This is a genomic window from Phaeobacter sp. JH204B (assembly GCF_048055755.1).
In the GTDB taxonomy this organism is placed as follows: domain Bacteria; phylum Pseudomonadota; class Alphaproteobacteria; order Rhodobacterales; family Rhodobacteraceae; genus Phaeobacter; species Phaeobacter bryozoorum.
In genome coordinates, this window is sequence record NZ_JAYMXF010000018.1 from 36,589 (window position 1) to 61,887 (window position 25,299).

The following is a 25,299-nucleotide window of genomic DNA, read 5'->3' on the forward strand; positions in this document are numbered from 1 at the left end:
CGATGTTTGATCTTGGGTGGACCGAACTCATGGTTATCGGCGTTGTGGCGCTGATTGTTGTCGGGCCCAAGGACCTGCCGGTTTTGTTCCGCAATGTCGGACGGTTCGTGGGCAAGGCCAAGGGCATGGCGCGCGAATTCAGCCGGGCCATGAATGACGCTGCCGATGAGGCGGGCGTCAATGAGATGGCCAAGGGGCTGAAAGCGGCGGCCAACCCGGTCAATACCGCAATGGACGGCGTCAAACAGGCCGCGCAGGATATGGCAAAATCCATCGACCCGACCAAGTTCGACCCCGACAGTGAAACCGGGAAACTGGCCGCTGAGCGGGCTGAGGATGCCAAGAAGATCCAGGCGGCCACTGCCCGTGCCGCTGCGGACCGCAAGGCACGCGAGGCCGCAGAGGCCCAGGCCAAGGCAGCCGAAGCGGAGGCGGCCCTGGCTGCCACAGACACGTCGGCGACGTCAGAAAGTGAGACCAAGACATGAGCGCGTCCGAGGATATCGACGACAGCACAGCGCCGCTAATTGAGCATCTGGCCGAATTGCGCACCCGCCTGATCCGGGCGGTTGGCGCGTTCATCGTGGGGATCGTGCTGGCCTTCACAGTGGCAGAGCCGATCCTGCAGTTCCTGCTTGGCCCGATCGAGGAAACCCTGCGCAGCCTCGGCGACCCGTCGCCAACGCTGCAATACACCAGCCCACAGGAATATCTGTTCACGCTGTTCCGCATCTCCATGGTGTTTGGCTTTGCGCTGTCATTCCCGGTTATCGGCTTCCAGCTCTGGCGCTTTGTGGCACCGGGGCTTTACAAGACAGAGAAGAACGCCTTTTTGCCCTTCCTCATCGCCTCGCCGGTGATGTTCCTCTTGGGGGCCAGTTTTGCCCATTTCGTGGTCACACCGCTGGCGATGGCGTTTTTCCTTGGCTTTGCCGATGTGTCATCCATCTTTGCCAACCTCTTGTCCGGCGCGGTCGACAGCCTGCCTGCGGATGCCGCCGTGGTGCCGGAAACCACAGAAGGTGTGCGCATCACCTTCTTTGGCAAGGTCAACGAGTCGCTGGACATCACGCTGAAGTTCATTATGGCCTTTGGGCTGTGTTTCCAGCTGCCGGTGCTCCTGACCCTGATGGGCAAGGCCGGGCTGGTCAGCGCCGATGGTCTTGGCAGCGTGCGCAAATACGCGGTTGTCGCCATTCTGGTGCTGGCTGCGCTGGTGACGCCGCCGGATGTGATCACCCAAGGCATCCTGTTCTCGGTGGTCTATGGCCTTTACGAGCTGTCGATCCTGTTGGTGCGTCAGGTGGAAAAGACCCGCGAGGCCAAGCTGCGCGCAGAAGGCTACTATGATGACGAGGACGATGACGGCGACGATCTGTACGAGGAGATGGACCGGCATCCCGAAGACGACCCGCTGATGGCCGAGTTCGACGATGAGGACGACGGCAAGACCCGGTAATCCAGACCGGATCTGCTCCTGCCAGATCAGGACCAGCATATCGAGGAAGGGCGCGCCGGAGACGGTGCGCCCTTTCTCATGCGGCCGGGGCGCCAGGGCGGATCGGGCAGGGGTGTATAGGCTGCCCCCTTGCTCGCGCAGCCGGAACATGCTTTGACGCCGGTAACCCACCGACGGAGACACCCATGGACCAGACCAAACCCACCCGCGTTGTTCTTTCCAGCGATCACGCCGCAATCGACCTGCGCCAGGCCATCGCCACGCATATTGCCGCAAACGGATATGAGGTGGTTGATATCGGTCCGACAACACCGGAAAGCACGCATTACCCCAAACATGGCGCGGCGGCGGCAGAGCGTGTTGCCTCGGGTGATTGCGATCTGGGCATTATCCTCTGCGGCACCGGCCAGGGCATCATGATGGCCGCGAACAAGGTCAAAGGCATCCGCTGCGGCGTCTGCTCAGAGACTTTCTCGGCCAAGATGATCCGCCAGCACAATAACGCCAACATGCTCTCTATCGGAGCGCGTGTGGTAGGCGACAGCCTGGCGATTGAAATTGTCGATGCCTTCCTTAATGCTGAGTTCGAGGGCGGCCGACATGCCACGCGCGTCGACATGATCGAGCCGCAGGACAGCTGAGCCCGAGCGCGCCGATACGCCCTATGTGCCAATAGACCGGAGGCCCCGATGGATGACACAAGCCTGAGCCGCATCGCCGATGCGCTGGAACGGATGGCACCTGCGCCGCTGAAGGCGCCTGATTTTGGTGCTGCCTCTGCCTTTGTCTGGCATGTGGCCCCGGACCGGCTGGAGGCTGTCGAAACCGTGAACCGCGTCGATCTTGAGCTGCTGCTGGGGATCGACCGCGCGCGCGACACGCTGCTGGACAATACCCGCCGCTTTGCCGCCGGGTTCGGCGCCAATAATGCACTGCTCTGGGGCGCGCGGGGGATGGGTAAATCTAGCCTTGTGAAAGCGATCCACGGACAGCTGTCGCCGGAATTCCCCGCTCTGAAACTGGTGGAGCTGCAGCGCGAGGATCTGCCATCGGTCGCGCGCCTGCTGAACCATCTGCGGGCAGCGCCCGAGCGGTTCATCCTGTTCTGCGATGACCTGTCCTTTGGCCATGACGATCAGCACTACAAAAGCCTGAAAGCGGTGCTGGATGGCGGCATCGAAGGTCGGCCGGACAATGTGCTGTTCTATGCCACCTCCAATCGCCGTCACCTGATGCCGCGTGATATGATCGAGAACGAACGCTCCAGCGCCATCAACCCGTCGGAAGCGGTTGAGGAAAAGGTCTCTCTCTCGGATCGGTTCGGGCTGTGGCTGGGTTTCCACCCCTGCGATCAGGATGAATATCTCGCCATGATTTCAGGCTATTGCGCGGCCTATGGCGTTGTGGTGCCGGAGCCGGTTCTGCGCGCCGAGGCGATCGAATGGCAGGCCACGCGCGGCGCCCGCTCGGGCCGGGTGGCCTGGCAGTTCTTTACCGATCTGGCCGGCCGCCATGGGGTGAAGGTCAGCTGACCGCAAAGACGGCAGCAGCCATGATTGAACAGCTGTGATCAACCAAAAGACGGCGCTCGGGATGACCCGGAGCGCCGTCTCTTTATTGCCTGTTGCCGCTTGCGACGTTTATTGCAGATAGGGCAGCGGATCGACGCTTTCAAAGCCGTTGCGCACCTCGAAATGCACATAGGCAGCGGGTCCGTCCCGCAATGCGGCGATGATCTGACCGCGCGAGACGGTGTCGCCCTTGTTCACCTCGATCTTGTCGACATTGGCATAGACCGTCAGCAGCTTGGCGTCGTGGCGGATCACAATGATCGGAATATTGTTGGAATCCTTGGTGATCGCCGCCACCGTACCGCCATCGGCGGCCTGCACCGGGGCGCCCGCTGCACCGGCGATATCAATGCCGTCGTTCTTGCCCTTGGAATAGGTGCGGATGATCTTGCCCTTGACCGGGAAGCCCATCGCGGCGCTGGAGCTGCGGGTCGGGGTCGGGACCTCTACCTTAGGCAGCGCTTTCGGCGCCTGGGCCGCGGGCGCGACGGTTTCCTGCGGCAGTGGCTTGGTGGCGCTTGGCGGCAGGGGCGTATTGGTGCCTTCACCCGGCGCGGTGACGGTGGCGGCGGCCGGAACCACCACTGCGGATGCTTCCTTGCGCGGGGCTGGGCGGTCCTTCAGCGGGATCAGCAGGAACTGGCCCTCACGGATGGCAAAATCGCTGCCGAGGCCGTTCCATTCCGCAAGGGATTTCACCGGCACCTGATAAAGCCGCGAGACGGTATAAGCGGTTTCGCCGCGCTTCACCTTATGGCGCACCGGCTCTGGGCCGCTTTGGACCTGCGGCTTGCTTGCGGTCGGCTGCGGTGCCAGCGGCGTTGTGCTGACGGTGCTTGCCGCCGAGGGTGTGGTCGATGGGGCGCTGTCGATCGCATCCCCCGCCAGCGAGGCGATATCGACGCCGCCGCTGGTCGCCGTACCGGGTGCGCGGCGGGGCAGGGCAATGATCTCCCCCTGCCGCAGCGGATCGTCGGGCTTCATCCCGTTGAACCGGGCCAGCTCGCTGGCGGGCAGACCAATGCGGCCTGCCACATCGTTCAGCGTATCGCCGCGACGGGCAACGGCCACCTGATAGGATGGATAGGTGATCAGCCCCTTGGCATCGGGTTTCGGGCGGCTGGCGGTTGCGGTCTGCGCCGCCTTTGTCGTGTTGAACGCACCGATCTGGCCGCGCAGGTCGTAATCCAGCGGTGCCTCGCAGGCCGCCAGCACGGCCACCAGCGGCAGTGCCATCAGCGCCTTGCGTCCTGTCACACGATTGCGGTGGGTGGGTACAGTCACTGTCATTTCGCTCTCCTCGGAACGCCGTTCCCGTCTTGCGGGCCCCCATTATACCTGGGGCTTGCCAATAGTCTGTCGGCCAGCCACGCGATCCCGCTCGAGGATGTCCGGAGCGGTTGGGGTGGGCGGGTCTCTTGCCCCTCCCTTACGTGTCTTTGCCGATCCCCTCAAGCAGGGGAACAAAACGCACCGGGCGCAATTCGTCGTATTCGAGGCCGCTGTCGGTTTTTTGAACACGGATCAGCGTCTGTACAGTGTCGGACTGCCCCACGGGCACCACCATAATACCGCCGGTCTTCAGCTGCGCCAAGAGTGGGCCGGGCGGGTCTTCGGCGGCAGCGGTCACGATGATTCGATCAAAAGGCGCCTGTTCGGGCAGGCCGTGGCTGCCATCGCCGACCAGTGAGGTAATATTGGACAGGTGCAGTTGGTCGAAGATCTGCCGCGCCTCCCGCACCAGCCGCGCATGACGATCCACGGTATAGACCCGCCGCGCCAGCTTGCTCAGGATCGCGGCCTGATAGCCAGAGCCGGTGCCAACCTCCAGCACCGTATCGCGGGGCGAGATCTGCAAGGCCTGGGTCATCAGACCGACAACAGAGGGCTGCGAAATGGTCTGCCCGCAGGCGATCGGCAACGGCATATCCTCGTAGGCGCGCGCCGAAAACAGCCCCCGCACAAAGGGGCCGCGGTCGATCTGTTCCATTGCATCGAGGACCTGCGCATCCGTCACCCCGCGCGAGCGCAGGGCAAACAGGAACTGCATCTTGGTTTCAGCTGTCGGGTCGCTCATTCAATGCCCTTCAGGCGCTCCAGCGCATCTGTCGCGGTCAGATCCGCCCGCATCGGCGTCACGGAGATATAGCCTGCCAGGTTCTGCGCTGCGTCACTGCCCTCGGCGGTGGCAACATGCTGGTTGCCACCACGGATCCACAGATAGCGCCGCCCGTTGGGGGAGGTCTGCTCCTCGGCCGAGAAATGGCTGCCGCGCCGGAAACCCTGCGGTGAAATCCGCCGTCCCTTCACATCAGCGGCAGGAACAGGTGGGAAATTAATGTTGTAAAACAAGCGGTAATCGGCGTCTTCCTTGGGCTGCGCTTCCAAGATGGAACGGATCAGATCGGCACCATGTTGGGCGGCTGCCTCAAACGGGTTTTCAAGCTGCGCGTTCTGAGGCCCGAAATACTGCGACAGGCCCATGGCCGGAATGCCCTGCAATGCCGCCTCCATCGCCCCGCCGAGGGTGCCGGAGTAGAGCGCGTTCTCTGCCGAATTGTTGCCCCGGTTTACCCCTGACAACACCAGATCCGGTTGCTGGTCTTTCATCACCACATGCAGCCCGGCCAACACACAGTCCGCAGGCGATCCTTCTGCGGCAAAGCGATGTTCGCCCAGCTGGCTCAGCATGAAGGGGCGGGTGTAGCTGATGCAATGACCAACGCCGGATTGCTCAAACGCCGGTGCCACTGTCCAGACCTCTCCGCCGGGACCTGCAACCTCGCGGGCGATCTGCTCCAGAACCGCAAGGCCGGGGGCGCTGATGCCATCGTCATTGGTGATCAGAATTCGCATGGACGGGGCCTCTCGTCTGGCTCTGGCAGCCTATGTGTCGGGCGTGATTACGCCGATCTGCACTCCAGACCTGAATAAGATGTGGGGCAAAAGGGGGCAAGCCTTTCCCCGTCGTGATCCCGACCAGAGCGCCCGGCGCCAGCCCCTGCGGCACAGAGGTCACAGATTTTCTGGCCCGCTTGAAAACCAGAGCGACCGGCGCCCGTTGCAGGCACCTGTCGGCGGAAAGCCGCGTGTTCGCGCAGTTCGCGGGTGTCTCTGACCCTCAGATCAGTCGGCGGCGGCCAGAATCTCGGGGAGCAGCCGTGCGGCCTCGGCCTGCGGCGTGCTCAGCGCATCGCGATCTTCACCCGGAAAGAACCGTGCGCGCACCGCTGTCGCCATCGGATTTGGCGTCAGCACCTGCACCTTGGGGCCGGTCTTGGCGCTTTCGACCTGCCAGCTGTTGGCCAGCGACATCTGCGCGGCCTTGCTGGCGCCATAGGCTCCAAAGAATTTCTCGCCCGCGCGGGGATCGTCAAAGAACACGGCCTGACCGGTCTGCCCCAGAAGCGGCGCCACATAGGGGATCAGAACGGAGGGTGCCGTCGCATTGATCGCGATGGATTTCTGCCAGTCCTTGGCCGCCACGAATTGCGCCGGGCTCAGCGGCGCGGCGTGAATGGCGGTGTGCAGCCAGAGGTCCAGCTGCCCCCAGCGATCATGGATGCCCCGGCAGAGCGTGGCCATGGCCTCCGGAACGGTGATATCCATAGGGGCCAGAGTCGCCGAGCCACCGTTGGCCTTGATACGATCGTCCAGCTCTTCCAATGCGCCTGTGGTGCGGGCCACGGCGACGATGTGATGCGTCGGCGCCAATGCCTCTGCGAGGGCGGCGCCCAGGCCCCGTGAGGCCCCGGTGATGAGAGCGAGTTTCTGTGTCATGGGCGCCTTGTGCGGCGCAGCGCGGCGCGGGTCAAGGGGCCAAAGCGGCGCAGCGGTCTCAAGCCTGGGCGTGATGCCCGTCCGCGCGCCGGTTGCGGGTCACCCGCCCGGCATCGCCAGACGTGATGCCTTGCCGTTTTTCTGAAGGATCAGGCCGTCGGCATCAATGGCAACAACTTCGCCACCGGACAGGCGGCTGCCGCGGGTCACGATCTGCATGCGGCCGTTCGGCATCCGCACCATGGCGCTCAGGTTGTCGTTGGCGCCGAACAACCCCAGAAGGCTGAGGCGGTTGCGGTGCAATGCGTCTTTCTGGGTGGCATGACCGGCGACATTGGCCGGCGTCTTGCCGTTCTCACGATTTGCCATTCTGGACAGGATTTCTTTCTTGTGCGGTATCGCCCTTCGGCTATCAGCTGTGCACTGCCGGGAACAGGGGGCGCCGAGAGCGTGGGCAAGCCCATGCCGGTGCGCCCCGGCGCCCTGCGCAAACGCCCGCCCATTCCGCCAAGTGACCCTGCGCAATTGCGCGCAGGGGGCTTGAAGTCTCAGGTGTCGCATCTTGCAATAGCGACAGTGCAGCGCCTAGGCGGCGCGCAGATCAGCCTCCTCAGGCATCATAGATGAGCGAGGGCAGATCGTGGCCATAGGCATAAAGCAGCCCCAGCAACTCTTCCATCTGCGCGCCGACCATCTGCAGATTGTAAAGCGGGTGATCCGGCTCGGAGATCTGTAGCTCAGGGTATTGCCCTTCGGGCCGCATATGCAGCATCGCTTCAACGGACTCGCTGTCATCGGGCGGAATGGCATTGGCCAGCCAGGCCCGCTTGCTGTCCATATCTTCGGTGTCCTGCATCTCGAAGCGGTCGAGATAGGCATCGAAATCCTCTTGGCTAAGCCGCGCCCATGTGCCCAGAATGAACTCTTCTCCACGGGTGTCCGCCAGCGGTACAGCCAGCACCGCCCGCACAAAGCGCAGATGCCCCAGGCGGCAGAAATCTTCGGTCAGCACATCCCCCGCCTGCGCCGAGATCGCCGTGTTGTCATGCACAAACATATCCTCCGGGCAGACGTCGGGCCGGTCGCAGCTGAGGCTCAACAGCTGGGCAAACGTCGCTCCGCAACAGCGACACTGGCGCTGCGAGCCAAGCATGCGGGCGAGATGTGGATCCAAGGGGGCGGCCTTTCGGGGGCAGGGGCAAAAAGGAAAGAGGCGCCGATCCGGTGATCAGCGCCTCATGAGTCGAACTGATATCGGCTGCGCTCTTACTCTGCCGGCGACTTCATTTCAAACCCCCGTTCGACCATATCGGTCGGAACAACAGGGTATTCGCCCGAGAAACAGGCGTCACAATACTGCGGGCATTTGCTGTTACGGCCCTGATCCTGCCCGACGGCCCGGTAAAGCCCGTCCAGCGAGATGAACTTCAGGCTGTCCACGGCCAGATGTTTGGCCATCTGATCCTCGGACATGGTTGCGGCCAGCAGCTTGTCACGTTCGGGTGTGTCCACACCATAGAAACAGGGCCAAGCGGTCGGCGGCGAGGCAATGCGGAAATGCACCTCGCTGGCCCCGGCATCCAGGATCATCTCCTTGATTTTGCGCGATGTTGTCCCACGCACCACGGAATCATCCACCAGGATCACCCGCTTGCCCTCGATCAGGGCGCGGTTCACGTTCAGCTTCAGGCGCACGCCCATGTTGCGGATCTGCTCGGTCGGCTCAATGAAGGTCCGGCCCATATACTGGTTGCGGATGATCCCCATCGCATAGGGAATGCCCGATTGCAGCGAATAGCCGATCGCTGCGGGCGTGCCGCTGTCCGGCACCGGGCAGACCAGATCCGCCTCGACCGGGTTTTCCTTTGCCAGCTCGCGACCGATGGCTTCGCGGGTCTCATAGACGGACCGCCCGCCAAGGATCGAATCAGGGCGGGAGAAATAGACATGTTCAAAGATGCAGAACTTGGACGACTGGCGGCGGAACGGGAAATGGCTCTCGACACCTTTGTCGGTGATCACCACCATTTCGCCCGGCTCAATCTCGCGCAGGAACTCGGCGCCGATGATGTCCAGCGCACAGGTTTCTGAACTCAGTGCATAGCCTTCGCCGACCCGACCCAGCACCAGCGGGCGGACGCCCAGCGGGTCGCGGACACCAATCAGCTTGGTCCGGGTCATGGCGACAACCGAGAAGGCGCCTTCGACCCGGCGCAGCGCATCTTCCATCCGCTCCGGGATATTGCGCTGCAACGAGCGGGCCATCAGATGAATGATGCACTCACTGTCCGACGAGCTCTGGAAGATCGAGCCGCGCTCGATCAGTTCGCGGCGCAGGGCATTGGCGTTGGTGATATTGCCGTTGTGGGCAATCGCTGCACCGCCCATAGCGAATTCGCCAAAGAAAGGCTGCACGTCCCGGATCGCAGTCTGACCCTTGGACCCGGCGGTGGAATAGCGCACATGGCCAATCCCGATGGGGCCGGGCAGGGTGGACATCACATCCTGCGAGGTGAAGTTGTCGCGGACATAGCCGAAACGACGGGCGCTCTGGAACCCTTCGACAGGATCATGGGTGACGATGCCGCCGGCCTCCTGTCCCCGGTGTTGCAGGGCATGCAGGCCGAGCGCGACAAAGTTGGAAGCGTCCTGGACGCCGACGACGCCAAAGATGCCGCATTCTTCGCGCAGCTTGTCATCGTCAAACGGGTGGGCGGGGGGCATCTGCGGCATCGGCAAGGCGGTGTAGCTCCGAATCCGGTTGTCAGGATGTCCCCCACATAGAGGGTCCGTCCGCGCATGTCACCCAAGGATCACGGTTTCACGACAGTTGGGTAAAAAAACCGCAGCCCTGACCGCCGTCGGACAGCCGCCAAAAACAAAAAAACCTGCGAAATATCGCAGGCCGCAGGAGGGGGGGGCCGGAGCATATTTATTTGGCGAACAGCGTGGGATACGCAGATCCCGTGACCGGCAACGTCCAGATCCGTGTCCGGTTCGCGCCCGCGTCAGCCTCAGGCGGCCAGCAGCCCGCGCAGCATGTCAAAGGCCGAGAGCACATCGTCACGGTCATCTTCGCAGCTGTCGGTCTCGTCCTTGCCCGCGTCAGAAAGAGCACGCCCGTCCTCGCTGGCGAGGATCTGACGGGTTTCGGCCAGCGACAGCGCCCGGAAGGCACCATCATCGGCGCTGTTGGCGGTGTTCTCATGTGCAACATGTACCAGCATCCCGCAGGCAGCCCAGATCATTTCTTCCTCGGCAAAGGACAGATAGATGCGGGCCATCTTCTCCGGCATGGCGGCAGAGATGCCGTTGTAGCCAATCAGCGACACCACCTTGGTGATCGCGGTGGGCACATCAAACAGCCTCTCGACGGCAGCCAGTTCCAGACCAACCTGCTGATCGGCGGGCAGCATCAGATCGTCATCATTGCCCAAAGCGCCGGCGGGGACATGCACCAGAGAAGTGAGGCGCGGCACCGCGTGTTTGACACCGGTCACCTCCTGCGCACCGCCATCCAGGGTGTAGACCTTGTCGCCGGGCTTGACGTGACGGGCCTGTACAAACCCACGCTCGGTCTCGACCATCATATGCGGCAGCAGACCGCCGGTGCGCGGACGCAGGCGGCTGCGGTTGGATGCGGCAGGGCGCGCAGCTGTCGGGAAATCCATCAGAAGACCAACCGGCTGACAGTCCGCAAATGATGTCGAGTGATCCAGCAGCATGGTGTTGTCCTTCTGAGCGATAGGCCTGACGTTCTGTCCGGCGTCTTGTTGACACCAATGTGCGCTCCGAATTTGGACGGAATTGGGGCAAGGATCGGGCCGATTGGGACAACAGCGGGGTTTTTGGTCTCCAAAGCCGCCTCATTCCCCAAATTGTTGCCGAAAAACACCTCCGATCACAGGATTTGTTAACTTTTATCGGTTTGCCCCCGCGCTCAGCACATGGAGCAAGGAGGCGATCAAGTGCTAAAAAATCGCGATTCTAATTGGTTAATAAAGCGTTAATAGGCGTTCTTGATGTTAGGAAAGGTAAACGCCAGTCGGGGCTGGAATGTCGGAATTGGATAAGTCACCATCGCGCCAAAGCCCGCACTGCGCAGCCCTAACCGGAGGCTGTCATCGCCAACCGGGGCGGCGCTTCCCATTGGGGCCACAACGCGCCTCCGGTCGCAGGCGTGACCCGATGTATTAAAAAAGGGCGCCCGAAGGCGCCCCGTTTCAGTCCGGTTGTAATCCCGTTTCTCGCCCGCATCCGTGATCCGCGCAGCCGCCCACTGGTGGCGGATCGGCGTCCGCCTCACTTGTCGCAGGAGCCGATCAGGCTTTCATATTGTGTGGTCACCCAGCCAAGCGCCTGCTCAGGGTTGCGGTCTTCGATCTTGCCGATCATCCGCTCAAACACCACCGCAGAGCGGCTCTCGTCCACGATGGTAAAGCTTTGGCCGGTCATCACCACATTATAGAGGAAGAAGGCAATCGCCACCAACAGGATGCCGCGCAGCACCCCGAAGAAGAAGCCGATCCCCTGATCCAGCCCGCCAAGCGCCGAGCGCTGGACCAATGATGAGAACAGCGGCGTGAAGAACGACACCACAATCAGCGCCAGCGCAAAGACCGCGGCAAACGCCGCGATGATCGACAATTCGCAGCTGTCCGCAATGAACTCCCCGATGACCGGGATCTCGGCCATCAACGGCTCAACCTGTGGCGCAAACAGAAAGGCCAAGATGGCTGCGGCGATCCAACCAGCGATGGCCATCGCCTCACGCACGAAACCGCGCGAATAGGCCAGCAACGCTGATACAACAATGACCAGGGCCACGACCCCGTCGATAATGGTGAAACCTTCCATGTCCCTCGCCCGTTAACCTGCGATTAGAATTCTTGCGACTTTAGCCAGCCCCAAAGTATTCGCCAACAAAACCGGCGAGATCAGAGGCCTGCCGCACCGCAAGTCCGGGGACCGCGACGGATTTGCCACCACTTGGAGCTATCGCTGCGGTGAAACCAAGTTTTTGCGCTTCTTTCAACCGGTTTTCGGTCTGCGGGGCCGGTCGCAGGGCTCCTGAGAGCGATATTTCTCCGAATACCACCGTATCAGAGGGCAATGCGGTGTCTTCGCGGGCGCTGAGCAGCGCCGCCGCCACCGCCAGATCCGCCGCAGGTTCCGATATCTTCATGCCGCCGGCCACATTCAGATAGACGTCGAGCCCGGCAAAGGGGATGCCGCAGCGCGCTTCCAGCACGGCAAGGATCATCGCCAGGCGCGAAGAGTCCCAGCCCACCACGGCCCGGCGTGGCTGCGAATGCGGCGAGGGCGCGACCAGCGCCTGCATCTCGACCAGAACCGGGCGGGTACCTTCAATGCCAGAAAACACCACAGAACCGGGCGAGGGTGTGCCGCGTTCCGACAGAAACAGCGCCGAGGGGTTGCGGACTTCGCTCAGCCCGCCACCGGTCATCTCGAAGACGCCGATCTCATCCGCCGGACCAAAGCGGTTCTTGACCGCGCGCAGAATGCGGAACTGATGCCCGCGCTCGCCTTCGAAATACAGCACGGTATCCACCATATGCTCGACCACCCGCGGACCGGCAATCTGGCCTTCCTTGGTGACATGGCCCACCATGATGATGGAGATCCCATTGGTCTTGGCAAAGGTGGTCAGCTCATGCGCCGCGGCACGGACCTGGCTTACGGATCCCGGCGCGCTGTCCACATGATCGGCCCACATGGTCTGGATGGAGTCGATGATCGCCAGCTGTGGCCGCTCCGCCTCCAGCGTGGTCAGGATATCGCGCAGATTTGTCTCCGCCGCCAGCTTGACCGGCGCTTCAGCCAATCCCAGCCGCTGCGCCCGCATGCGTACCTGCGCACTGGCCTCTTCGCCGCTGACATAGATCGTCTTGAGGCCTGAATGGGCAAACTGCGCCGCCGCCTGTAGCAGCAGCGTCGATTTCCCGATCCCGGGATCGCCGCCCACCAGAATGGCCGAGGCAGGCACCAGCCCGCCGCCCAGCACCCGGTCCAGTTCCGCAACCCCGCAGCAGGTGCGTGGCGGCGGTGTCTCCTCGGTTGCAAGATCGCTGAGCGGAATGGTCTTGCCCCGGCGCATGCCCAGAGATTTCGACGCCGGGCCGCCTTTGGACAGGCCCTTGTCTTCGGTGATGGAATTCCACTCGCCACAGCCATCGCAGCGCCCGGACCACTTTGAAAAAGATGCTCCGCAGGCAGAGCAGGAATATGTTGTTTTTGCCATCCGGTAGATCTGGCAGATGTTTCCGGTTTGTTCAAGTGTTGCGGTCGCTGAAACCGATCCTGCGAGGCGCTGCCTCGCGCTCCGGGATATTTGACGCCAGAAGATGGGAAGTAGCGGATTTCTTCTGGCCGGAAATACCCCGGGGGAGGCCGCAAGGCCGGGGGCAGAGCCCCCGCGGACCCGGTTCTTACTCGGCAGTTCTGACCCGCCGCTCGGTTATCAGCCCCAGCACCACCGAGGCCAGGATACAGCCTGTAAACAGATAAAGCCCCCAGGCGGTTTCGATCGTCGCGTAGCCGATCCCCTTGGCCAGGGTGATATAGAGCGCGATCAGAAAGACATCGGCCATCGCCAGCTTGCCCAGAATATGGAGGACGGGCTGTAGCCGTATATCCAGCAGGCCCCATTGCACCAGCGCCAGCCCGATGGTTTTGAGATAGGGGGCGAAAATCGCAAAAGCCGTGACCGTCAGAGCGAGGATGACATCGCTGCCCCACAGGCTCTGCAAGCCGGTGATCACCGAGATCTCGCTGAGGCCGAAGATCGGCAGCAGACCCGCCCGCATCAACGGCGCAAACCAGGCGACGGGGTAGAGGATCAAGAGCGAAAGGGTGAGGAGGCGGAGGATCATGGCAGCTCGTTTTCTGTGGGTCGGCCAAGACTTGCGCGTTTAGTGCCGGATTTAAAGGGGGAAGGCTGCGAGCGAACGCCAGACGCGGTGCCAGAGACAGCGACCCTCGCAAAAAAAAAGGCCGCGAGGCCTAACGCACCGCCTCGATCGGCCCCTCGGCACGCCCATGGATGAACTGCTCCATATAGGGATCGCCCGACTGGTCCATCTCGCTGACCGGGCCGGTCCATTGGATCACGCCTGCGTGCAGCATCGCCACATTGTCGGCAATGGCGCGGACCGAGGACATGTCGTGGGTGATGGTCATCGCCGTTGCGCCCATCTCGACCACGATTTCGCGGATCAGGTCGTTGATGACGCCGGACATGATCGGGTCAAGGCCGGTGGTCGGCTCGTCAAAGAAGATGATTTCGGGCTCGGCGGCAATCGCACGGGCAAGACCCACACGCTTCTGCATGCCGCCCGACAGTTCTGCAGGCAGCCGGTCCGCCACATCAGCCTTCAGGCCCACCCGGCGCAGCTTCTCGATGGCGATTTCGCGCGCCTCTTCGGTGGGCCGCTTCAGCGCGCCGCGCAGGAGGCGGAAGGCCACGTTTTGCCAGACCGGCAGGCTGTCAAACAGCGCGCCGCCCTGGAACAGCATCCCGAAGCGGGCCAGAAACATGTCGCGGTCGCCGGATCCGGCGGGTTTGCCATCGACAAGGATCTCACCGCTGTCGGGCTGGATCAGGCCAAGGATGCTTTTCAGCGCCACCGATTTGCCGGTACCGGAGCCGCCGATGATCACCATCGAGGTGCCTTTGGCGATCTCGAGATTCATGCCGTTCAGCACGCGGTTGTCGCCAAAGGCCTTATGGACGTCTTTCATCTGGATCATAGCGAGAAGAAAATCCCTGTAAGGACAAAATTGGCGGCCAGGATCAGCACGGCTGCGGCCTCAACCGAGCCTTTGGTGGCGCGGCCGACGCCCTGCGCGCCGCGGCCCGACTGCATGCCGTAGTAGCAGCCCATCGTGGCGGCGATGGTGCCAAAGGCGGCGCCTTTGACCAGGCTCGAGACGATGTCGCGGGCTTCGAGGAAATCTACGGTGTTCTTCAGATAGGCAGCCGGGTTGAAGCCCAGATTCTGGGTCGCCACCACATAGCCGCCCATAATGCCGATGATGTCACCAACCCCGACAAGCACCGGCACTGTGATCAGCGCGGCCAGCACCCGCGGCGCCACCAGGTATTTCATCGGATGGGTGGAGAGCGTCACCAGCGCGTCGATCTGCTCGGTCACCTTCATGGTGGCGATTTCGGCTGCGATGGAGGAGGTGACGCGCGCGGCGATCATCAGCCCGACCAGAACCGGGCCAAGCTCGCGGACCATGCCGATCGCCACGATCTGCGGCACCACAGCCTCTGCGTTGAAGCGGGCGCCGCCGGCATAGATCTGCAAGGCCAGGGCCGCGCCGGTGAAAATCGCGGTCAGCCCTACCACGGGCAGCGACAGCCAGCCCACCTGCAACAGCGCATTAAGCAGCTCGCGCGGGTAGAAGGGCGGGCGCAGCATGTGGCTGAAGGTCGAAAGACCAAAGAGCGTGACCCGCCCCACAGCCCCCAGTCCGGCAAGGGCCATCTGTCCCAGCCGGGCAAGCAGGCTGAGGGGCGAGAGGCGCGAGAGGGTGCTCATCCGGTGTAGCTCCGTGCATAGCGGCTGCCGAGGGAGGTGAGAATTTCATAGCCGATGGTGCCGGCCGCATCGGCAAGCGTATCGACGGTCTGGCGTTCATTCAGAATGGTCAGATGACCCGGCTCGTCGCCAAGGTCGGTGACATCGACCGTGATCAGATCCATCGACACCCGGCCGACCACGGGGCAGGGCGTGTCGCCCGCGTAGACCTTGATCCCACCATTGCCAAGCGCGCGGTGCAGCCCGTCGGCATAGCCTGCGGCGACGGTGGCAATACGGCTGGGGCGCTGCGCAGTCCAGCTGTTGCCATAGCCGACGGTCTCGCCGAGATCCAGGCTGCGGATCTGGATCACCGGCAGATCGAGTTGCACCACCGGCAGCGCATCACCGAAGGGCTGGCCACCATATAGGCCGATGCCCGGACGGCAGAGGTCGAAGTGATACTTGCGCCCCAGCAGCAGCCCGCCGGTCGCGGCGAGGGAGCGGGGCAGATCAAGCCCGTCGGTCATCTCGACGAAGCGCTGCAACTGCTGGTCGTTCATCGGATGGGCCGGCTCATCGGCGCAGGCCAGATGCGACATCAGCAGCACCGGCCCCTGGCTGAGCGCGATGTCGCGCACGGCGCTCCACTCGGCGGCTTCCATGCCGAGCCGGTTCATGCCGCTGTCGAGCTGCACGCCAAAGGGGTGCCCCGGCAGGCTTTCGAAATGGCGCAGCATCTGGTCCAGCGAATTGAGCATCGGCGTCAGCTGGAAATCACGCAGCAGTTTTGCATCGCCTTCCATATGGCCTGCAAAGACCGAGATGCCGGGGCCGGGCCCGATGGCGCGGCGCAGGGCGACGCCTTCCTCTGCCATGGCCACGAAGAAATTGCGCGCGCCCGCCTTGGCCAGCGCCTTGCCAACGCGGCCTGCGTCCAGCCCATAGCCATTGGCCTTGACCACGGCGGCGGTTTCGCAATTGGTCAGCGCATCGAGATTGCGCCAGTTGGTCACCAGCGCATCGAGGTTGAGTGTCAGTCTAGCAGTCGTCATGTGCTGTTCATGACATGGGGGGCACAGGGGTCAAGGGGGAAACCGCATTCCAGCTTTGCTGCGGGCGTGCTTGGCGGAGTTTCGGCGCTGACCTGACACATATCGGCCTGCGGGGAGACCGGGCCTGCGGGGGCTGTCACGGCAAGTGATGATCTGCGCCGCGATCGGGGAATTTGAGTATTTCTGGAAAGGTGACAGGCAAGACCTGGACCATGACCGAGGACAAGCGCCGAGCTGCGGCCCAAGTCGGCAGGGCGCGCGGGGCAGGGCCGCGGCATAACAACAAGGCAGCGCAATAGATCTGCGCCGCCTGATGTCGATTGCCGAATTATCAGCGCTCAATATTCGGGCGCATGGTCTTGCTGCCAGGCTTTGGCGAGATTGCCGAAACGGGTGAACTGCGCCTCAAACGCCAGTTCCACGGTGCCGATGGGGCCGTGACGCTGCTTGCCGACGATCACCTCGGCCTTGGCGTGCAGCCGTTCCATGGCCTGTTTCCATTCTTCCATCTTGTCCAGCTCGTGATCGCCGGGCTTCTCGCGCTCCTTGTAGTATTCCTCGCGGAACACGAACATGACCACGTCGGCATCCTGCTCGATCGAGCCTGATTCCCGCAGATCCGACAGCTGCGGACGTTTGTCTTCGCGGCTTTCCACCTGACGCGACAGCTGGGAGAGGGCAACCACCGGAATGTTCAGCTCCTTGGCGATGGCCTTCATGCCCATGGAGATCTCGGCGATTTCATTGACCCGGTTGTCAGCCATGCCGCGACAGAGCTGGAGGTAGTCGATGACCAGCAGATCCAGCCCATGGGTCCGCTTCAGGCGTCGTGCCCGGGCCGCGAGCTGCGAGATTGGAAGCGCCGGGGTGTCGTCGATAAACAGCGGACAGCTTTCCAGATCCTTCGCCGCCTGAACGAACCGGCGGAACTCTTCCTCGGTCATATCGCCCTGACGGATCTTGTGGGAGGAAATTTCCGAAGCCTCGGCGAGGATACGGCCGGCCAGCTGTTCGGCCGACATCTCCAGCGAGAAAAAGCCAACCACCCCCCCGTCAATGGCGCCTTCGGTGCCATCGGGTTTCACACCCCGCTTATAGGCCTTGGCGACGTTGAAGGCGATGTTGGTCGCCAGCGAGGTCTTGCCCATCGAGGGCCGCCCGGCGAGGATCAGGAGGTCCGAGGGGTGCAGGCCGCCGAGCTGTTTGTCGAGATCAGCCAGACCGGTGGAGATCCCGGCCATGCCGCCGCCACGCTGATAGGCTTCATTGGTGACATTGACCGCTTCGGTGACCGCCTTGAGAAAGGATTTGAAGCCGCTTTCCGTCTGCCCCTGTTCGGCCAGTTTATAAAGCGACTGTTCCGCCTCGACGATCTGCTCCTTGGGTTCTGAGGCGACATCGACGCGGCGTGCCTTGTCGGCGATGCTGCGGCCCAGTGCGATCAGCTCGCGGCGGATCGCCAGATCATAGATCATCTGCGCATAGTCGCGCACCGCAAAGGCCGAGATCGAGGCGCCTGCCAGTTTTGCCAGATAGGCAGGGCCGCCGAGTTCCTTCAGCCCCTCGTCATCCTCCATGAACGCCTTCAGCGTGACCGGGGAGGCCAGCGTGTTCTTTGAGATCCGCGCAGCGGCGATCTCGTAGATGCGGGCATGGACCGGATCGTAGAAATGCGCCGAGGTGATGATCGAGGCAACGCGGTCGTAGACGTCGTTGTTGGTCAGGATGGCGCCGAGGAGCTGCTGTTCGGCCTCGACGGAATGGGGCAGGATGCTGACGTCGTCTGCATTGCCCTCGCCAGTGGCATCAGGCTGCGGGGCGGCGGGCAGATTGGGGTCAAAAGGCGTAATATCGTTCATCGCTGCTCTCGTCTTTGGCCCCGCGTTATACCGGCGTGGCGCGCGGTTTGGCTATCTGGAAAACTCTGTGGATGAATTGTGAACAGCCTGTGGATATCCGCAGGCTGGCCTGTGCGCCAAATCCACAGAGACCGGCTTGGGCTGGGCGCATTCTATATCATGTGGTGTAATCTGGGAAGCGATCTATATCTGGGAGATTGCCAGTGGCAGAGACGATTCGAGGGCAGCCCTGTCCACAGGCCGCCCCCGGTGCATCACTGTGCTGATTTCAGATCAGGCGGATTTATGCGCGTCCTGCCAGGCGCGCGGATCCTTGAGGAAACGCTCCACCTCATCCAGCGTCTCGCTGGAGAAGGCCTGCTGCACGCGCGCCTCGGCCAGCACGTCCCACCAGGTGCACAGATAGTGCAGCGATACGCCGTGGTCGCCCAGCGTCTTTTCGGTTTCGGGGAAGATGTCGTAGTAGAAGACCACTGCCGTATGGCCACAGGAGGCGCCGGTTTCGCGGATCGCATCGACAAAGGACAGTTTCGAACCGCCATCGGTGGTCAGATCCTCCACCAGCAGCACCCGCTCGCCATCGCTCATCGCGCCTTCGATGCGGGCGTTCTTGCCATAGCCTTTGGGCTTTTTGCGCACATAGGTCATCGGCAGCGCCATGCGCTCGGCGACCAGCGCGGCAAAGGGAATACCTGCGGTTTCGCCCCCGGCAATATTGTCAAAGGCCTCAAAGCCGGCATTGCGCATCACGGTGACGGTCATGAAATCCATCAGCGTCGAGCGGATCCGCGGAAACGAGATCAGCTTGCGGCAGTCGATATAGCTGGGCGACGGCAGGCCGGAGGCCAGGGTATAGGGCGTCTCGGTATTGAAATTCACCGCGCCGATCTCCAGCAGCATACGGGCGGAAAGACGGGCGATTTCTTCGCGGGAAGGGTAGGAGGAGGGGATCATTCTATCATCCTTGTGGTCGGCGCGAGCCGCCGGTGGCAGGAGCCTCCGGCGGGGATATTTGGAGCCAGAAGATATGGTCAGGCAACTTTCCAGAATACATCAAACCCCGGATCAAAGACGGTCACCGGGCCATCGGCGGTGCTGATCTGGTCGGGGAACACTACGGCATTGTCCTGCTTGATCAGGGTCAGCCTGTCTGCATTGACGGGCAGGCCGTAGAAGGCCGGGCCATGTTCCGAGGCAAAGCCCGCCAGCTTGTCCAGCGCGGCCTCTTCTTCGAAGACATGCGCGAGCAGCGACATCGTGTTGGGGGCCGTGAAACAGCCGGCACAGCCACAGGTGCTGAGTTTGTTGGGGTCGGTATGGGGCGCGGAATCCGTGCCGAGGAAAAACCGCCGATCGCCGGAGGTGGCGGCCGCGCGCAGGGCGATCCGGTGCTCTTCGCGCTTGGCCACCGGCAGGCAGTAGTAATGCGGTTTGATGCCGCCGGCCAGGATGTGGTTGCGGTTGATGATCAGATGGTGCGTGGTGATTGTCGCGCCGAGGTCTTCGTCCTGGCTGGTCACATAATCGGCGGCGTTTCTGGTGGTGATATGTTCCATCACCACCCGCAGGCCCGGTGTCGCCTTGCGGATCGGGTCCAGCACCCGGTCGATGAACACCGCCTCGCGGTCGAAAATGTCGATATCATGGTCAGTGACCTCGCCATGGGTGCAGAGCGGCAGGCCGATCTCTGCCATCGTCTCCAGCACCGCACGGACCTTGTCGAAATTGCTCACCCCCGAAGCAGAGTTGGTGGTGGCCCCGGCCGGATACAGCTTCACCGCCTTGACCAGACCGCTGGCGTGGGCCGCTGCCACATCCGCAGGATCGGTGTCCTCGGTCAGGTAGAGCGTCATCAGCGGTTCAAATGCCATACCGTCGGGCAGGGCCGCCAGAATACGGTCGCGGTAGGCGGCGGCCTGGTCACCGGTCACCACGGGCGGCACAAGATTCGGCATGATGATCGCACGGCCGAAATGGCGGGCGGTTTCGGGGAGAACGGCCTTCAGCATCGCGCCGTCGCGCAGATGCAGATGCCAGTCATCGGGGCGGGGGATGGTGAGCTGAACGGTCATGGCGTTCGCCTAGCACAGGGCCGCGCGAAGGGGAAGCGACGGGATCATCTTGTCGCGCTGCTGGCCTGTCCCCGGTGTCGCTCAGCGCTCGGGTGGCAGGGTGATCTCGCCCTCGGCAGCGCGTTTCCGGAGCGCCTCAAGCCGACGACGGAAGCGCGGGGCGCGCAGCCTGCCGGTGACATTGCGGCAGAGCAGCGCCATCAGATAGGGGCGGTCTGTCTGTTCCAGCTCTGCCATCAGCTTTCGCAGATACGGGCCATTGGTGCGGCGGGCGCGATAGAGTTTGTAGAACTGCTGTTCCGTCAGCCGGTCAGCACCGGCCAGCGCCAGAATATTATAGAGGATTTCCATCTCGATCAGCCGGGTCTGCACAGTGTCGCCCAGATGGGGCGTGCGCAGGCGCATCACGTTTTTGCGCGCAAACAGGGCGGCATGCATGGAATCCAGCCGCTCACGCGGATCGTAGATCACAAAGCCCTGCCGGGCCGCATCCATCATGTCGGGGGCAAACCCGTAGCGATTGCTGAAATCGACACGGCGCATCTCGGTGAAGCGGTCGTCCCAGTCTGTCAGCCGGGGATCAAGGGTTGCTTGCGGCTGGATCGCGACCACGGTAGCGCCAGGCGCGGCCACGGAGAAGGCGGCCGCGGCATAGCCGCAGGGACCGGCGCCGTAGAACACCACCTTGTCGAATTCGTCAAAGAAACCATCATCGATCAGCTGGTCGAAAAACCCGAAGATGCGGTCATTTCGAAACCAGGTGTCGCCGTTGGAGATGAGGCACAGATGCGACCAGCCCAGGTTCTTGACCAGATCAAACCCGAGGGGCTGCGCCAGATCTGACAGGTTGTGGATGCCTTGGATTGTCTCAAAGCTGACCAGCAGCGTATTGCCCTGATCGATGAAGCTGGCAAAGTGACGATTCCCGAGCGGCTGATACATGCCGTTTTCTTCGGCCAGCGCGGCCATGCGGGCCTGCCACTGCGCGGGCTTCAGCCCGGACAGATCCTCGTCCAGCGTGTCCAACGTATCCTGCTGCATAGCCTCGTCCTCTCGCCCCGTCCTGGATCGGACGGGTTTGCCTCCAGCAACATCTAAAGGCGAAATAAGGCTAAAATTGGAAATTGTAAGGCCGGTTTGTCGGCCATTGTTGCGCGCAAAAGGAGGCGGAACGGCTTGCTGCGCGGGCGGCGGGGGCGGGCCGATCGCATCCGGTCAGGGCTCAGCTCTGCCCACTGCTCAGTCCTGCCCATTGTCGGGTTTGTCGCTGCCCTGCTGCGCGCTGTGACGGCCCAAGGTGGCAAAACCGGCGAGAGTGCGGGCGGTTCCGGGGCTGATCAGCCGCGAAGGCGGTGTCATCAGCAGGCGCGAAAACAATGTCCGATAGGCGTCCTGCTGCATCAACATGCGAAAGCGGTCGTGGCGCCACTGCACCGCGCGTTCGTGCAGGCGCTGAAGCTTGGGGTCTTCGCGCAGCAGCTCGGCGATCGCCTCACGGGCGGGGCGATAGCGGGCGATGCTGCCGTCCTCATCGGTGTTGAAATTGCGTTCCACCCAATAATCCATGCCCAGCTCGCCCGGGCGGTTGACCCGTCCGCGGTCGGCTTTCAGCACATAGCTCTCCATCGCGCCAAGCGGGTAGTGGTTGAGCTGCACCAGATCGAAATTCGACTGGCCATAGTTGGAGTAGATCCGCTGCGTCCTGAAGTCCTGACCCAGTTCACGACCCGATCCGTCGAACCAGCGATACCGCGCCAGCGCGGCCTCATCCTGTGGGCTTCGCGGGCGATGCACCCCCAGTTTGCGATAGGTGCCGTCATTGCGATAGAGCGTCTTGAACATCGCCGCGCGCCACGGCCAGTGGATCACCTCCGGTGCGCAGCGGGTAAAGCTGTCGGTCACCGGCTGGTCCTGATAGCGCACCGTTTCGCCATTGCCGAACAGCCGCCAGGTGAGGGTGATCGCATCCGCCTCCGGCAGCGCGTCATGCAGGTCGGTCAGGCGGCCGTCTCCGACGTGGATATTGACGAACTCATCCACGTCAAACGCCATCACCCAGTCCGCCTTGCGCATCAGCCGGTGTTTGTCCGCTTTCTTAAGCCCGGTGAACTGGATGCCGCCCTTGTCATAGGGGCCGTCGTTGCGCAGATGGGTGATATGGCCCAGTTCATCCAGTCGATCCAGCATCCGGTCGGTGCCATCCGCGCAGTCATTGGACAGGATCAGAATGTCGCTGAAGCCGACGGCCTTGTGATGGGCGATCCACTCCAGCAGGAAAGCCCCTTCGTTCTTTACACATGTTACGGCCAGTGTTCGCATGCTGTCTCCCGCTACGTCTGTGCCGTCGCCGCCTTGGGGGCATGGCGCGCCCTTGGGGCGGATGGCCTGCCTCTGTCATCGCATTGCAGCGAAAGCCGGTCAATGTCATGCGCCGCTGCGCCGGGTGTTTGGGCCTTGCTGTGCAGATCGGTACATGCGGTGCTGGCGTGGTCGGCGGGGCGTCTATGAGACCAAAGTGGCATCGACAAGCGCTTGACCCGACCGGTTCGGCGTGGCCTCTTGGTGCCGAACATATGGCCTGTTGGTCAGGGGCCAGATGTCTCCTGATCAGGGACCAGAAGGGGGGCAGATGTCGCAGGAAACACAGGCGGTCGAGCCGGAAAATCCCACCCGCCACGCAGCGGACAGTGCCCAGGCTCGGGGACGGGCTCAGGGGCAGGCTCAGGCCAACGGTCTGCCCGGCTCCATTGATGCGGTGCAAACCCTGCTGACAGGCGCGGGCTATGTCGCGGATCGCGGGCTTGCCACGGTGGTCTTCCTGTCGCTGCGCCTCGGTCGGCCGCTGTTTCTGGAGGGCGAGGCCGGGGTCGGCAAGACCGAGATCGCCAAGACACTCGCTGCCGCGCTTGGACGTCGGCTGATAAGGCTGCAATGCTACGAGGGGCTGGATGCCGCCAGCGCCGTCTATGAATGGAACTTTGCCGCCCAGATGATGGCCATCCGCACCGCCGAAGTCGCCGCCGAGGAGGCAAGCGACCGTGCTGCGCTTCAGGCGGAACTCTTCAGCGACGACTATCTGATCCGCCGCCCGCTGCTTGAGGCGATGCAGCCGGACCCGGCGGGCGCACCTGTCTTGCTGATCGACGAACTCGACCGCACCGATGAGCCGTTCGAGGCCTTCCTGCTTGAGGCGCTCAGCGATTTTCAGGTCACCATCCCCGAACTTGGCACCATCAAGGCTCCCGAGCCGCCCATTGTGATCCTCACCTCCAACCGCACCCGCGAGGTGCATGACGCGCTGAAACGCCGCTGTCTCTATCACTGGGTGGATTACCCGGACTTTGAGCGCGAAATGGAGATCCTGACCGCCCGCGCTCCCGGTCTCGCACCGCGTCTGTCGCAGGAGGTCGTCGCCTTTGTGCAGGCCCTGCGCACCGAGGATCTGTTCAAACGCCCGGGCATCGCCGAAACCATCGACTGGGCCAATTGCCTGCTAGCGCTGGATGTGATCGACCTGTCGCCCGAGGTGATCGCCGACACGCTGGGGGCCATCCTGAAATATCAGGATGACATCAGCCGCCTGCATGGATCAGAGGCCAAACGCATTCTCGATCAGGCCCGTGCCGCGCTGGGTCCCGCCTGATGCGCCAGCCCTGTCCATATGCCTGAATACCCGCCATTGCCGCTGCCGGAAACGCCCCGGCTGGCGCAGAACATCACCCATTTCGCGCGGGCTTTGCGCCGCGCTGGGCTGCCTATCGGTCCGGGCCGGGTGAGCGAGGCGGTGGAGGCTGTTGCCGCTGCTGGCTTTACCTCGAAACAGGATTTCTACTGGACGCTGCACGCCTGTTTTGTCTCCAAGCCGGAGCATCGTCAGGTCTTTGCGCAGATCTTTCGCCTCTATTGGCGCGATCCGCGCTTTCTGGAGCATATGATGGCGGCGATGCTGCCCGCAATCCGTGGCACGCAGGAGGAGAAGGCCGCCAAACCGGCCCAGAAACGCGCCGCCGAGGCATTGCTGGACGGGGCTGAGGCACCGGATCGCCCTGACCCGCCGGAGGGGGAGGAGCCACCGGAACAGCTGGAATTAAACGCCGAACTCACCATGTCGCGCGAGGAACGGTTGCGGCAGCTCGACTTTGAGCAGATGAGCACCGCCGAGGTGGCCGAGGCCAAGCGGATGCTGGCCAAGATGCAGCTGCCGATCCGCCCCATTCAGTCGCGCCGTCTGATGGCGGCTCCATCTGGCAGCCGGATCAACTGGCGGCGCACGCTCGCCCAGGCCGCACGTCAGGGCGGAGAGGTCACGACCCTCGCGCGGGCGCAGCGCCGGCTGCGCTGGCCCAATCTGGTGGTGATCTGCGATATCTCCGGCTCGATGAGCCAATATTCCCGCCTGATCCTGCATTTCCTGCATGCGGTCGCCAATCGCAAGGGGCCGGGCTGGGCGCGGGTCCATGGTTTTACCTTCGGCACACGGCTTACCAACATTACCCGCCATCTGGCGCAGCGCGATGTTGATGCCGCCCTGGCCGCAGCCGGGGCCGAGGCGCAGGACTGGGAGGGCGGCACAAGGATCGGCGCCTGCCTGCATGATTTCAACCGTGACTGGTCGCGCCGCGTCATGGGGCAGGGGGCCGTGGTCCTGCTGATCACCGACGGGCTGGACCGCGACGACAGCGATCAGCTCAGTGCGGAAATGCAGCGGCTGCATCTCTCCGCGCGCCGTCTGATCTGGCTCAACCCCTTGCTGCGCTTTGACGGGTTCGCCCCCAAGGCGCGCGGCATCCGCGCCATGCTGCCTCATGTCGACAGCTTTCGCGCAGGCCATTCCATTGCCGCGCTTCAGGATCTGGCGGATATGCTCGCGCGTCAGGATGACAGCGGCGAAAAACAGCGCCTGTTGCAGATGCTGACCGCCGACTGACCCCGGCGCCCGACGCCCGCATCGGCAGGC

25 protein-coding genes are annotated in these 25,299 nt (G+C 63.0%); 6 read left to right on the forward strand and 19 right to left on the reverse strand.

What is annotated here, in order from left to right; all coding sequences use genetic code 11:
• The first annotated feature begins 2 nt into the window (after positions 1–2).
• From tatB to VXL81_RS09995, 4 genes are all read left to right on the forward strand, one after another.
• Positions 3–488 (forward strand): Sec-independent protein translocase protein TatB, encoded by a 486-nt coding sequence (gene tatB / locus VXL81_RS09980; protein WP_260087519.1) that lies wholly within the window; start codon positions 3–5, stop codon positions 486–488.
• On the forward strand, positions 485–1,459 hold the full coding sequence (gene tatC, locus VXL81_RS09985; protein WP_416554070.1) for a twin-arginine translocase subunit TatC: 975 nt from the start codon (positions 485–487) through the stop codon (positions 1,457–1,459). The genes tatB and tatC overlap by 4 nt, the downstream gene beginning before the upstream one ends.
• A 185-nt stretch (positions 1,460–1,644) precedes the next feature.
• Positions 1,645–2,100: a ribose 5-phosphate isomerase B gene (gene rpiB / locus VXL81_RS09990; RefSeq protein ID WP_416535920.1), complete on the forward strand. Its 456-nt coding sequence runs from the start codon at positions 1,645–1,647 to the stop codon at positions 2,098–2,100.
• A 48-nt stretch (positions 2,101–2,148) separates the two neighbouring features.
• Positions 2,149–2,991: an ATP-binding protein gene (locus tag VXL81_RS09995; protein ID WP_416540380.1), complete on the forward strand. Its 843-nt coding sequence runs from the start codon at positions 2,149–2,151 to the stop codon at positions 2,989–2,991.
• A gap of 108 nt (positions 2,992–3,099) precedes the next feature.
• Here VXL81_RS09995 and VXL81_RS10000 read toward each other — a convergent pair whose 3' ends face one another.
• The 19 genes from VXL81_RS10000 to VXL81_RS10090 form a co-directional block, all read right to left on the reverse strand.
• Positions 3,100–4,320 (reverse strand): peptidoglycan DD-metalloendopeptidase family protein, encoded by a 1,221-nt coding sequence (locus VXL81_RS10000; protein ID WP_416554072.1) that lies wholly within the window; start codon positions 4,318–4,320, stop codon positions 3,100–3,102.
• Positions 4,321–4,459: 139 nt separating this feature from the next.
• A complete protein-coding gene (locus VXL81_RS10005) occupies positions 4,460–5,107 on the reverse strand; it encodes a protein-L-isoaspartate(D-aspartate) O-methyltransferase (RefSeq protein WP_340545148.1) in 648 nt (215 codons plus the stop codon).
• Positions 5,104–5,886 carry a 5'/3'-nucleotidase SurE gene (surE, locus tag VXL81_RS10010; RefSeq protein ID WP_416535917.1) on the reverse strand — a complete coding sequence of 261 codons (783 nt, stop codon included), beginning with the start codon at positions 5,884–5,886 and terminating at the stop codon, positions 5,104–5,106. Before surE ends, VXL81_RS10005 begins: the two co-directional genes overlap by 4 nt.
• 270 nt (positions 5,887–6,156) lie before the next feature.
• Positions 6,157–6,810: an SDR family NAD(P)-dependent oxidoreductase gene (locus VXL81_RS10015; RefSeq protein ID WP_340545150.1), complete on the reverse strand. Its 654-nt coding sequence runs from the start codon at positions 6,808–6,810 to the stop codon at positions 6,157–6,159.
• 99 nt (positions 6,811–6,909) lie between these two features.
• Positions 6,910–7,179, reverse strand: coding sequence for a hypothetical protein (locus tag VXL81_RS10020; protein ID WP_340545151.1), 270 nt, complete (start codon positions 7,177–7,179; stop codon positions 6,910–6,912).
• Between the two features lie 241 nt (positions 7,180–7,420).
• Positions 7,421–7,963, reverse strand: a complete 543-nt coding sequence (locus VXL81_RS10025; protein ID WP_340546295.1) for a DUF2199 domain-containing protein — start codon at positions 7,961–7,963, stop codon at positions 7,421–7,423.
• Between the two features lie 113 nt (positions 7,964–8,076).
• Entirely contained in the window at positions 8,077–9,534 is a 1,458-nt protein-coding gene (gene purF, locus VXL81_RS10030) for an amidophosphoribosyltransferase (RefSeq protein WP_374015315.1), read from the reverse strand.
• A gap of 290 nt (positions 9,535–9,824) precedes the next feature.
• Positions 9,825–10,535, reverse strand: coding sequence for a Hint domain-containing protein (locus VXL81_RS10035; RefSeq protein ID WP_416554074.1), 711 nt, complete (start codon positions 10,533–10,535; stop codon positions 9,825–9,827).
• A 577-nt stretch (positions 10,536–11,112) separates the two neighbouring features.
• Positions 11,113–11,667 (reverse strand): CvpA family protein, encoded by a 555-nt coding sequence (locus tag VXL81_RS10040; protein ID WP_340545154.1) that lies wholly within the window; start codon positions 11,665–11,667, stop codon positions 11,113–11,115.
• Positions 11,668–11,707: 40 nt separating this feature from the next.
• Positions 11,708–13,072: a DNA repair protein RadA gene (radA, locus tag VXL81_RS10045; RefSeq protein WP_340545155.1), complete on the reverse strand. Its 1,365-nt coding sequence runs from the start codon at positions 13,070–13,072 to the stop codon at positions 11,708–11,710.
• A gap of 187 nt (positions 13,073–13,259) precedes the next feature.
• Positions 13,260–13,703, reverse strand: coding sequence for a paraquat-inducible protein A (locus VXL81_RS10050; protein WP_416535914.1), 444 nt, complete (start codon positions 13,701–13,703; stop codon positions 13,260–13,262).
• Positions 13,704–13,833: 130 nt separating this feature from the next.
• Positions 13,834–14,580, reverse strand: coding sequence for an ABC transporter ATP-binding protein (locus tag VXL81_RS10055; RefSeq protein ID WP_416554076.1), 747 nt, complete (start codon positions 14,578–14,580; stop codon positions 13,834–13,836).
• Positions 14,577–15,377 (reverse strand): MlaE family ABC transporter permease, encoded by an 801-nt coding sequence (locus VXL81_RS10060; protein ID WP_340545158.1) that lies wholly within the window; start codon positions 15,375–15,377, stop codon positions 14,577–14,579. The genes VXL81_RS10055 and VXL81_RS10060 overlap by 4 nt, the downstream gene beginning before the upstream one ends.
• On the reverse strand, positions 15,374–16,411 hold the full coding sequence (gene alr / locus VXL81_RS10065; RefSeq protein WP_416554078.1) for an alanine racemase: 1,038 nt from the start codon (positions 16,409–16,411) through the stop codon (positions 15,374–15,376). Before alr ends, VXL81_RS10060 begins: the two co-directional genes overlap by 4 nt.
• A 338-nt stretch (positions 16,412–16,749) precedes the next feature.
• Positions 16,750–18,270 (reverse strand): replicative DNA helicase, encoded by a 1,521-nt coding sequence (locus tag VXL81_RS10070; protein WP_416535911.1) that lies wholly within the window; start codon positions 18,268–18,270, stop codon positions 16,750–16,752.
• Between the two features lie 273 nt (positions 18,271–18,543).
• The gene (locus VXL81_RS10075) at positions 18,544–19,224 is read right to left on the reverse strand and encodes an orotate phosphoribosyltransferase (protein ID WP_340545161.1); all 681 of its coding nucleotides are present in this window, start codon (positions 19,222–19,224) and stop codon (positions 18,544–18,546) included.
• A gap of 77 nt (positions 19,225–19,301) precedes the next feature.
• Complete coding sequence (gene pyrC, locus VXL81_RS10080; RefSeq protein WP_416554080.1) at positions 19,302–20,342, reverse strand: dihydroorotase; 1,041 nt, start codon at positions 20,340–20,342, stop codon at positions 19,302–19,304.
• An 81-nt stretch (positions 20,343–20,423) separates the two neighbouring features.
• Positions 20,424–21,383 carry a phosphoadenosine phosphosulfate reductase gene (locus VXL81_RS10085; RefSeq protein WP_416537769.1) on the reverse strand — a complete coding sequence of 320 codons (960 nt, stop codon included), beginning with the start codon at positions 21,381–21,383 and terminating at the stop codon, positions 20,424–20,426.
• A gap of 198 nt (positions 21,384–21,581) precedes the next feature.
• On the reverse strand, positions 21,582–22,661 hold the full coding sequence (locus VXL81_RS10090) for a glycosyltransferase family 2 protein (RefSeq protein ID WP_416554082.1): 1,080 nt from the start codon (positions 22,659–22,661) through the stop codon (positions 21,582–21,584).
• A gap of 310 nt (positions 22,662–22,971) precedes the next feature.
• Here VXL81_RS10090 and VXL81_RS10095 point away from each other — a divergent pair, with 310 nt between their 5' ends.
• Both VXL81_RS10095 and VXL81_RS10100 read left to right on the forward strand, forming a co-directional pair.
• Positions 22,972–23,985: an AAA family ATPase gene (locus tag VXL81_RS10095; protein WP_416554084.1), complete on the forward strand. Its 1,014-nt coding sequence runs from the start codon at positions 22,972–22,974 to the stop codon at positions 23,983–23,985.
• 18 nt (positions 23,986–24,003) lie between these two features.
• Entirely contained in the window at positions 24,004–25,269 is a 1,266-nt protein-coding gene (locus tag VXL81_RS10100; protein ID WP_416554086.1) for a vWA domain-containing protein, read from the forward strand.
• Positions 25,270–25,299: the final 30 nt, after the last annotated feature.

Coding starts and splice junctions, on each gene's coding strand:
- tatB (WP_260087519.1), top strand. CDS start 3: ATGTTTGATCTTGGGTGGACCGAACTCATGGTTATCGGCGTTGTGGCG.
- tatC (WP_416554070.1), top strand. CDS start 485: ATGAGCGCGTCCGAGGATATCGACGACAGCACAGCGCCGCTAATTGAG.
- rpiB (WP_416535920.1), top strand. CDS start 1,645: ATGGACCAGACCAAACCCACCCGCGTTGTTCTTTCCAGCGATCACGCC.
- VXL81_RS09995 (WP_416540380.1), top strand. CDS start 2,149: ATGGATGACACAAGCCTGAGCCGCATCGCCGATGCGCTGGAACGGATG.
- VXL81_RS10000 (WP_416554072.1), bottom strand. CDS start 4,320: ATGACAGTGACTGTACCCACCCACCGCAATCGTGTGACAGGACGCAAG.
- VXL81_RS10005 (WP_340545148.1), bottom strand. CDS start 5,107: ATGAGCGACCCGACAGCTGAAACCAAGATGCAGTTCCTGTTTGCCCTG.
- surE (WP_416535917.1), bottom strand. CDS start 5,886: ATGCGAATTCTGATCACCAATGACGATGGCATCAGCGCCCCCGGCCTT.
- VXL81_RS10015 (WP_340545150.1), bottom strand. CDS start 6,810: ATGACACAGAAACTCGCTCTCATCACCGGGGCCTCACGGGGCCTGGGC.
- VXL81_RS10020 (WP_340545151.1), bottom strand. CDS start 7,179: ATGGCAAATCGTGAGAACGGCAAGACGCCGGCCAATGTCGCCGGTCAT.
- VXL81_RS10025 (WP_340546295.1), bottom strand. CDS start 7,963: ATGCTTGGCTCGCAGCGCCAGTGTCGCTGTTGCGGAGCGACGTTTGCC.
- purF (WP_374015315.1), bottom strand. CDS start 9,534: ATGCCCCCCGCCCACCCGTTTGACGATGACAAGCTGCGCGAAGAATGC.
- VXL81_RS10035 (WP_416554074.1), bottom strand. CDS start 10,535: ATGCTGCTGGATCACTCGACATCATTTGCGGACTGTCAGCCGGTTGGT.
- VXL81_RS10040 (WP_340545154.1), bottom strand. CDS start 11,667: ATGGAAGGTTTCACCATTATCGACGGGGTCGTGGCCCTGGTCATTGTT.
- radA (WP_340545155.1), bottom strand. CDS start 13,072: ATGGCAAAAACAACATATTCCTGCTCTGCCTGCGGAGCATCTTTTTCA.
- VXL81_RS10050 (WP_416535914.1), bottom strand. CDS start 13,703: ATGATCCTCCGCCTCCTCACCCTTTCGCTCTTGATCCTCTACCCCGTC.
- VXL81_RS10055 (WP_416554076.1), bottom strand. CDS start 14,580: ATGATCCAGATGAAAGACGTCCATAAGGCCTTTGGCGACAACCGCGTG.
- VXL81_RS10060 (WP_340545158.1), bottom strand. CDS start 15,377: ATGAGCACCCTCTCGCGCCTCTCGCCCCTCAGCCTGCTTGCCCGGCTG.
- alr (WP_416554078.1), bottom strand. CDS start 16,411: ATGACGACTGCTAGACTGACACTCAACCTCGATGCGCTGGTGACCAAC.
- VXL81_RS10070 (WP_416535911.1), bottom strand. CDS start 18,270: ATGAACGATATTACGCCTTTTGACCCCAATCTGCCCGCCGCCCCGCAG.
- VXL81_RS10075 (WP_340545161.1), bottom strand. CDS start 19,224: ATGATCCCCTCCTCCTACCCTTCCCGCGAAGAAATCGCCCGTCTTTCC.
- pyrC (WP_416554080.1), bottom strand. CDS start 20,342: ATGACCGTTCAGCTCACCATCCCCCGCCCCGATGACTGGCATCTGCAT.
- VXL81_RS10085 (WP_416537769.1), bottom strand. CDS start 21,383: ATGCAGCAGGATACGTTGGACACGCTGGACGAGGATCTGTCCGGGCTG.
- VXL81_RS10090 (WP_416554082.1), bottom strand. CDS start 22,661: ATGCGAACACTGGCCGTAACATGTGTAAAGAACGAAGGGGCTTTCCTG.
- VXL81_RS10095 (WP_416554084.1), top strand. CDS start 22,972: ATGTCGCAGGAAACACAGGCGGTCGAGCCGGAAAATCCCACCCGCCAC.
- VXL81_RS10100 (WP_416554086.1), top strand. CDS start 24,004: ATGCCTGAATACCCGCCATTGCCGCTGCCGGAAACGCCCCGGCTGGCG.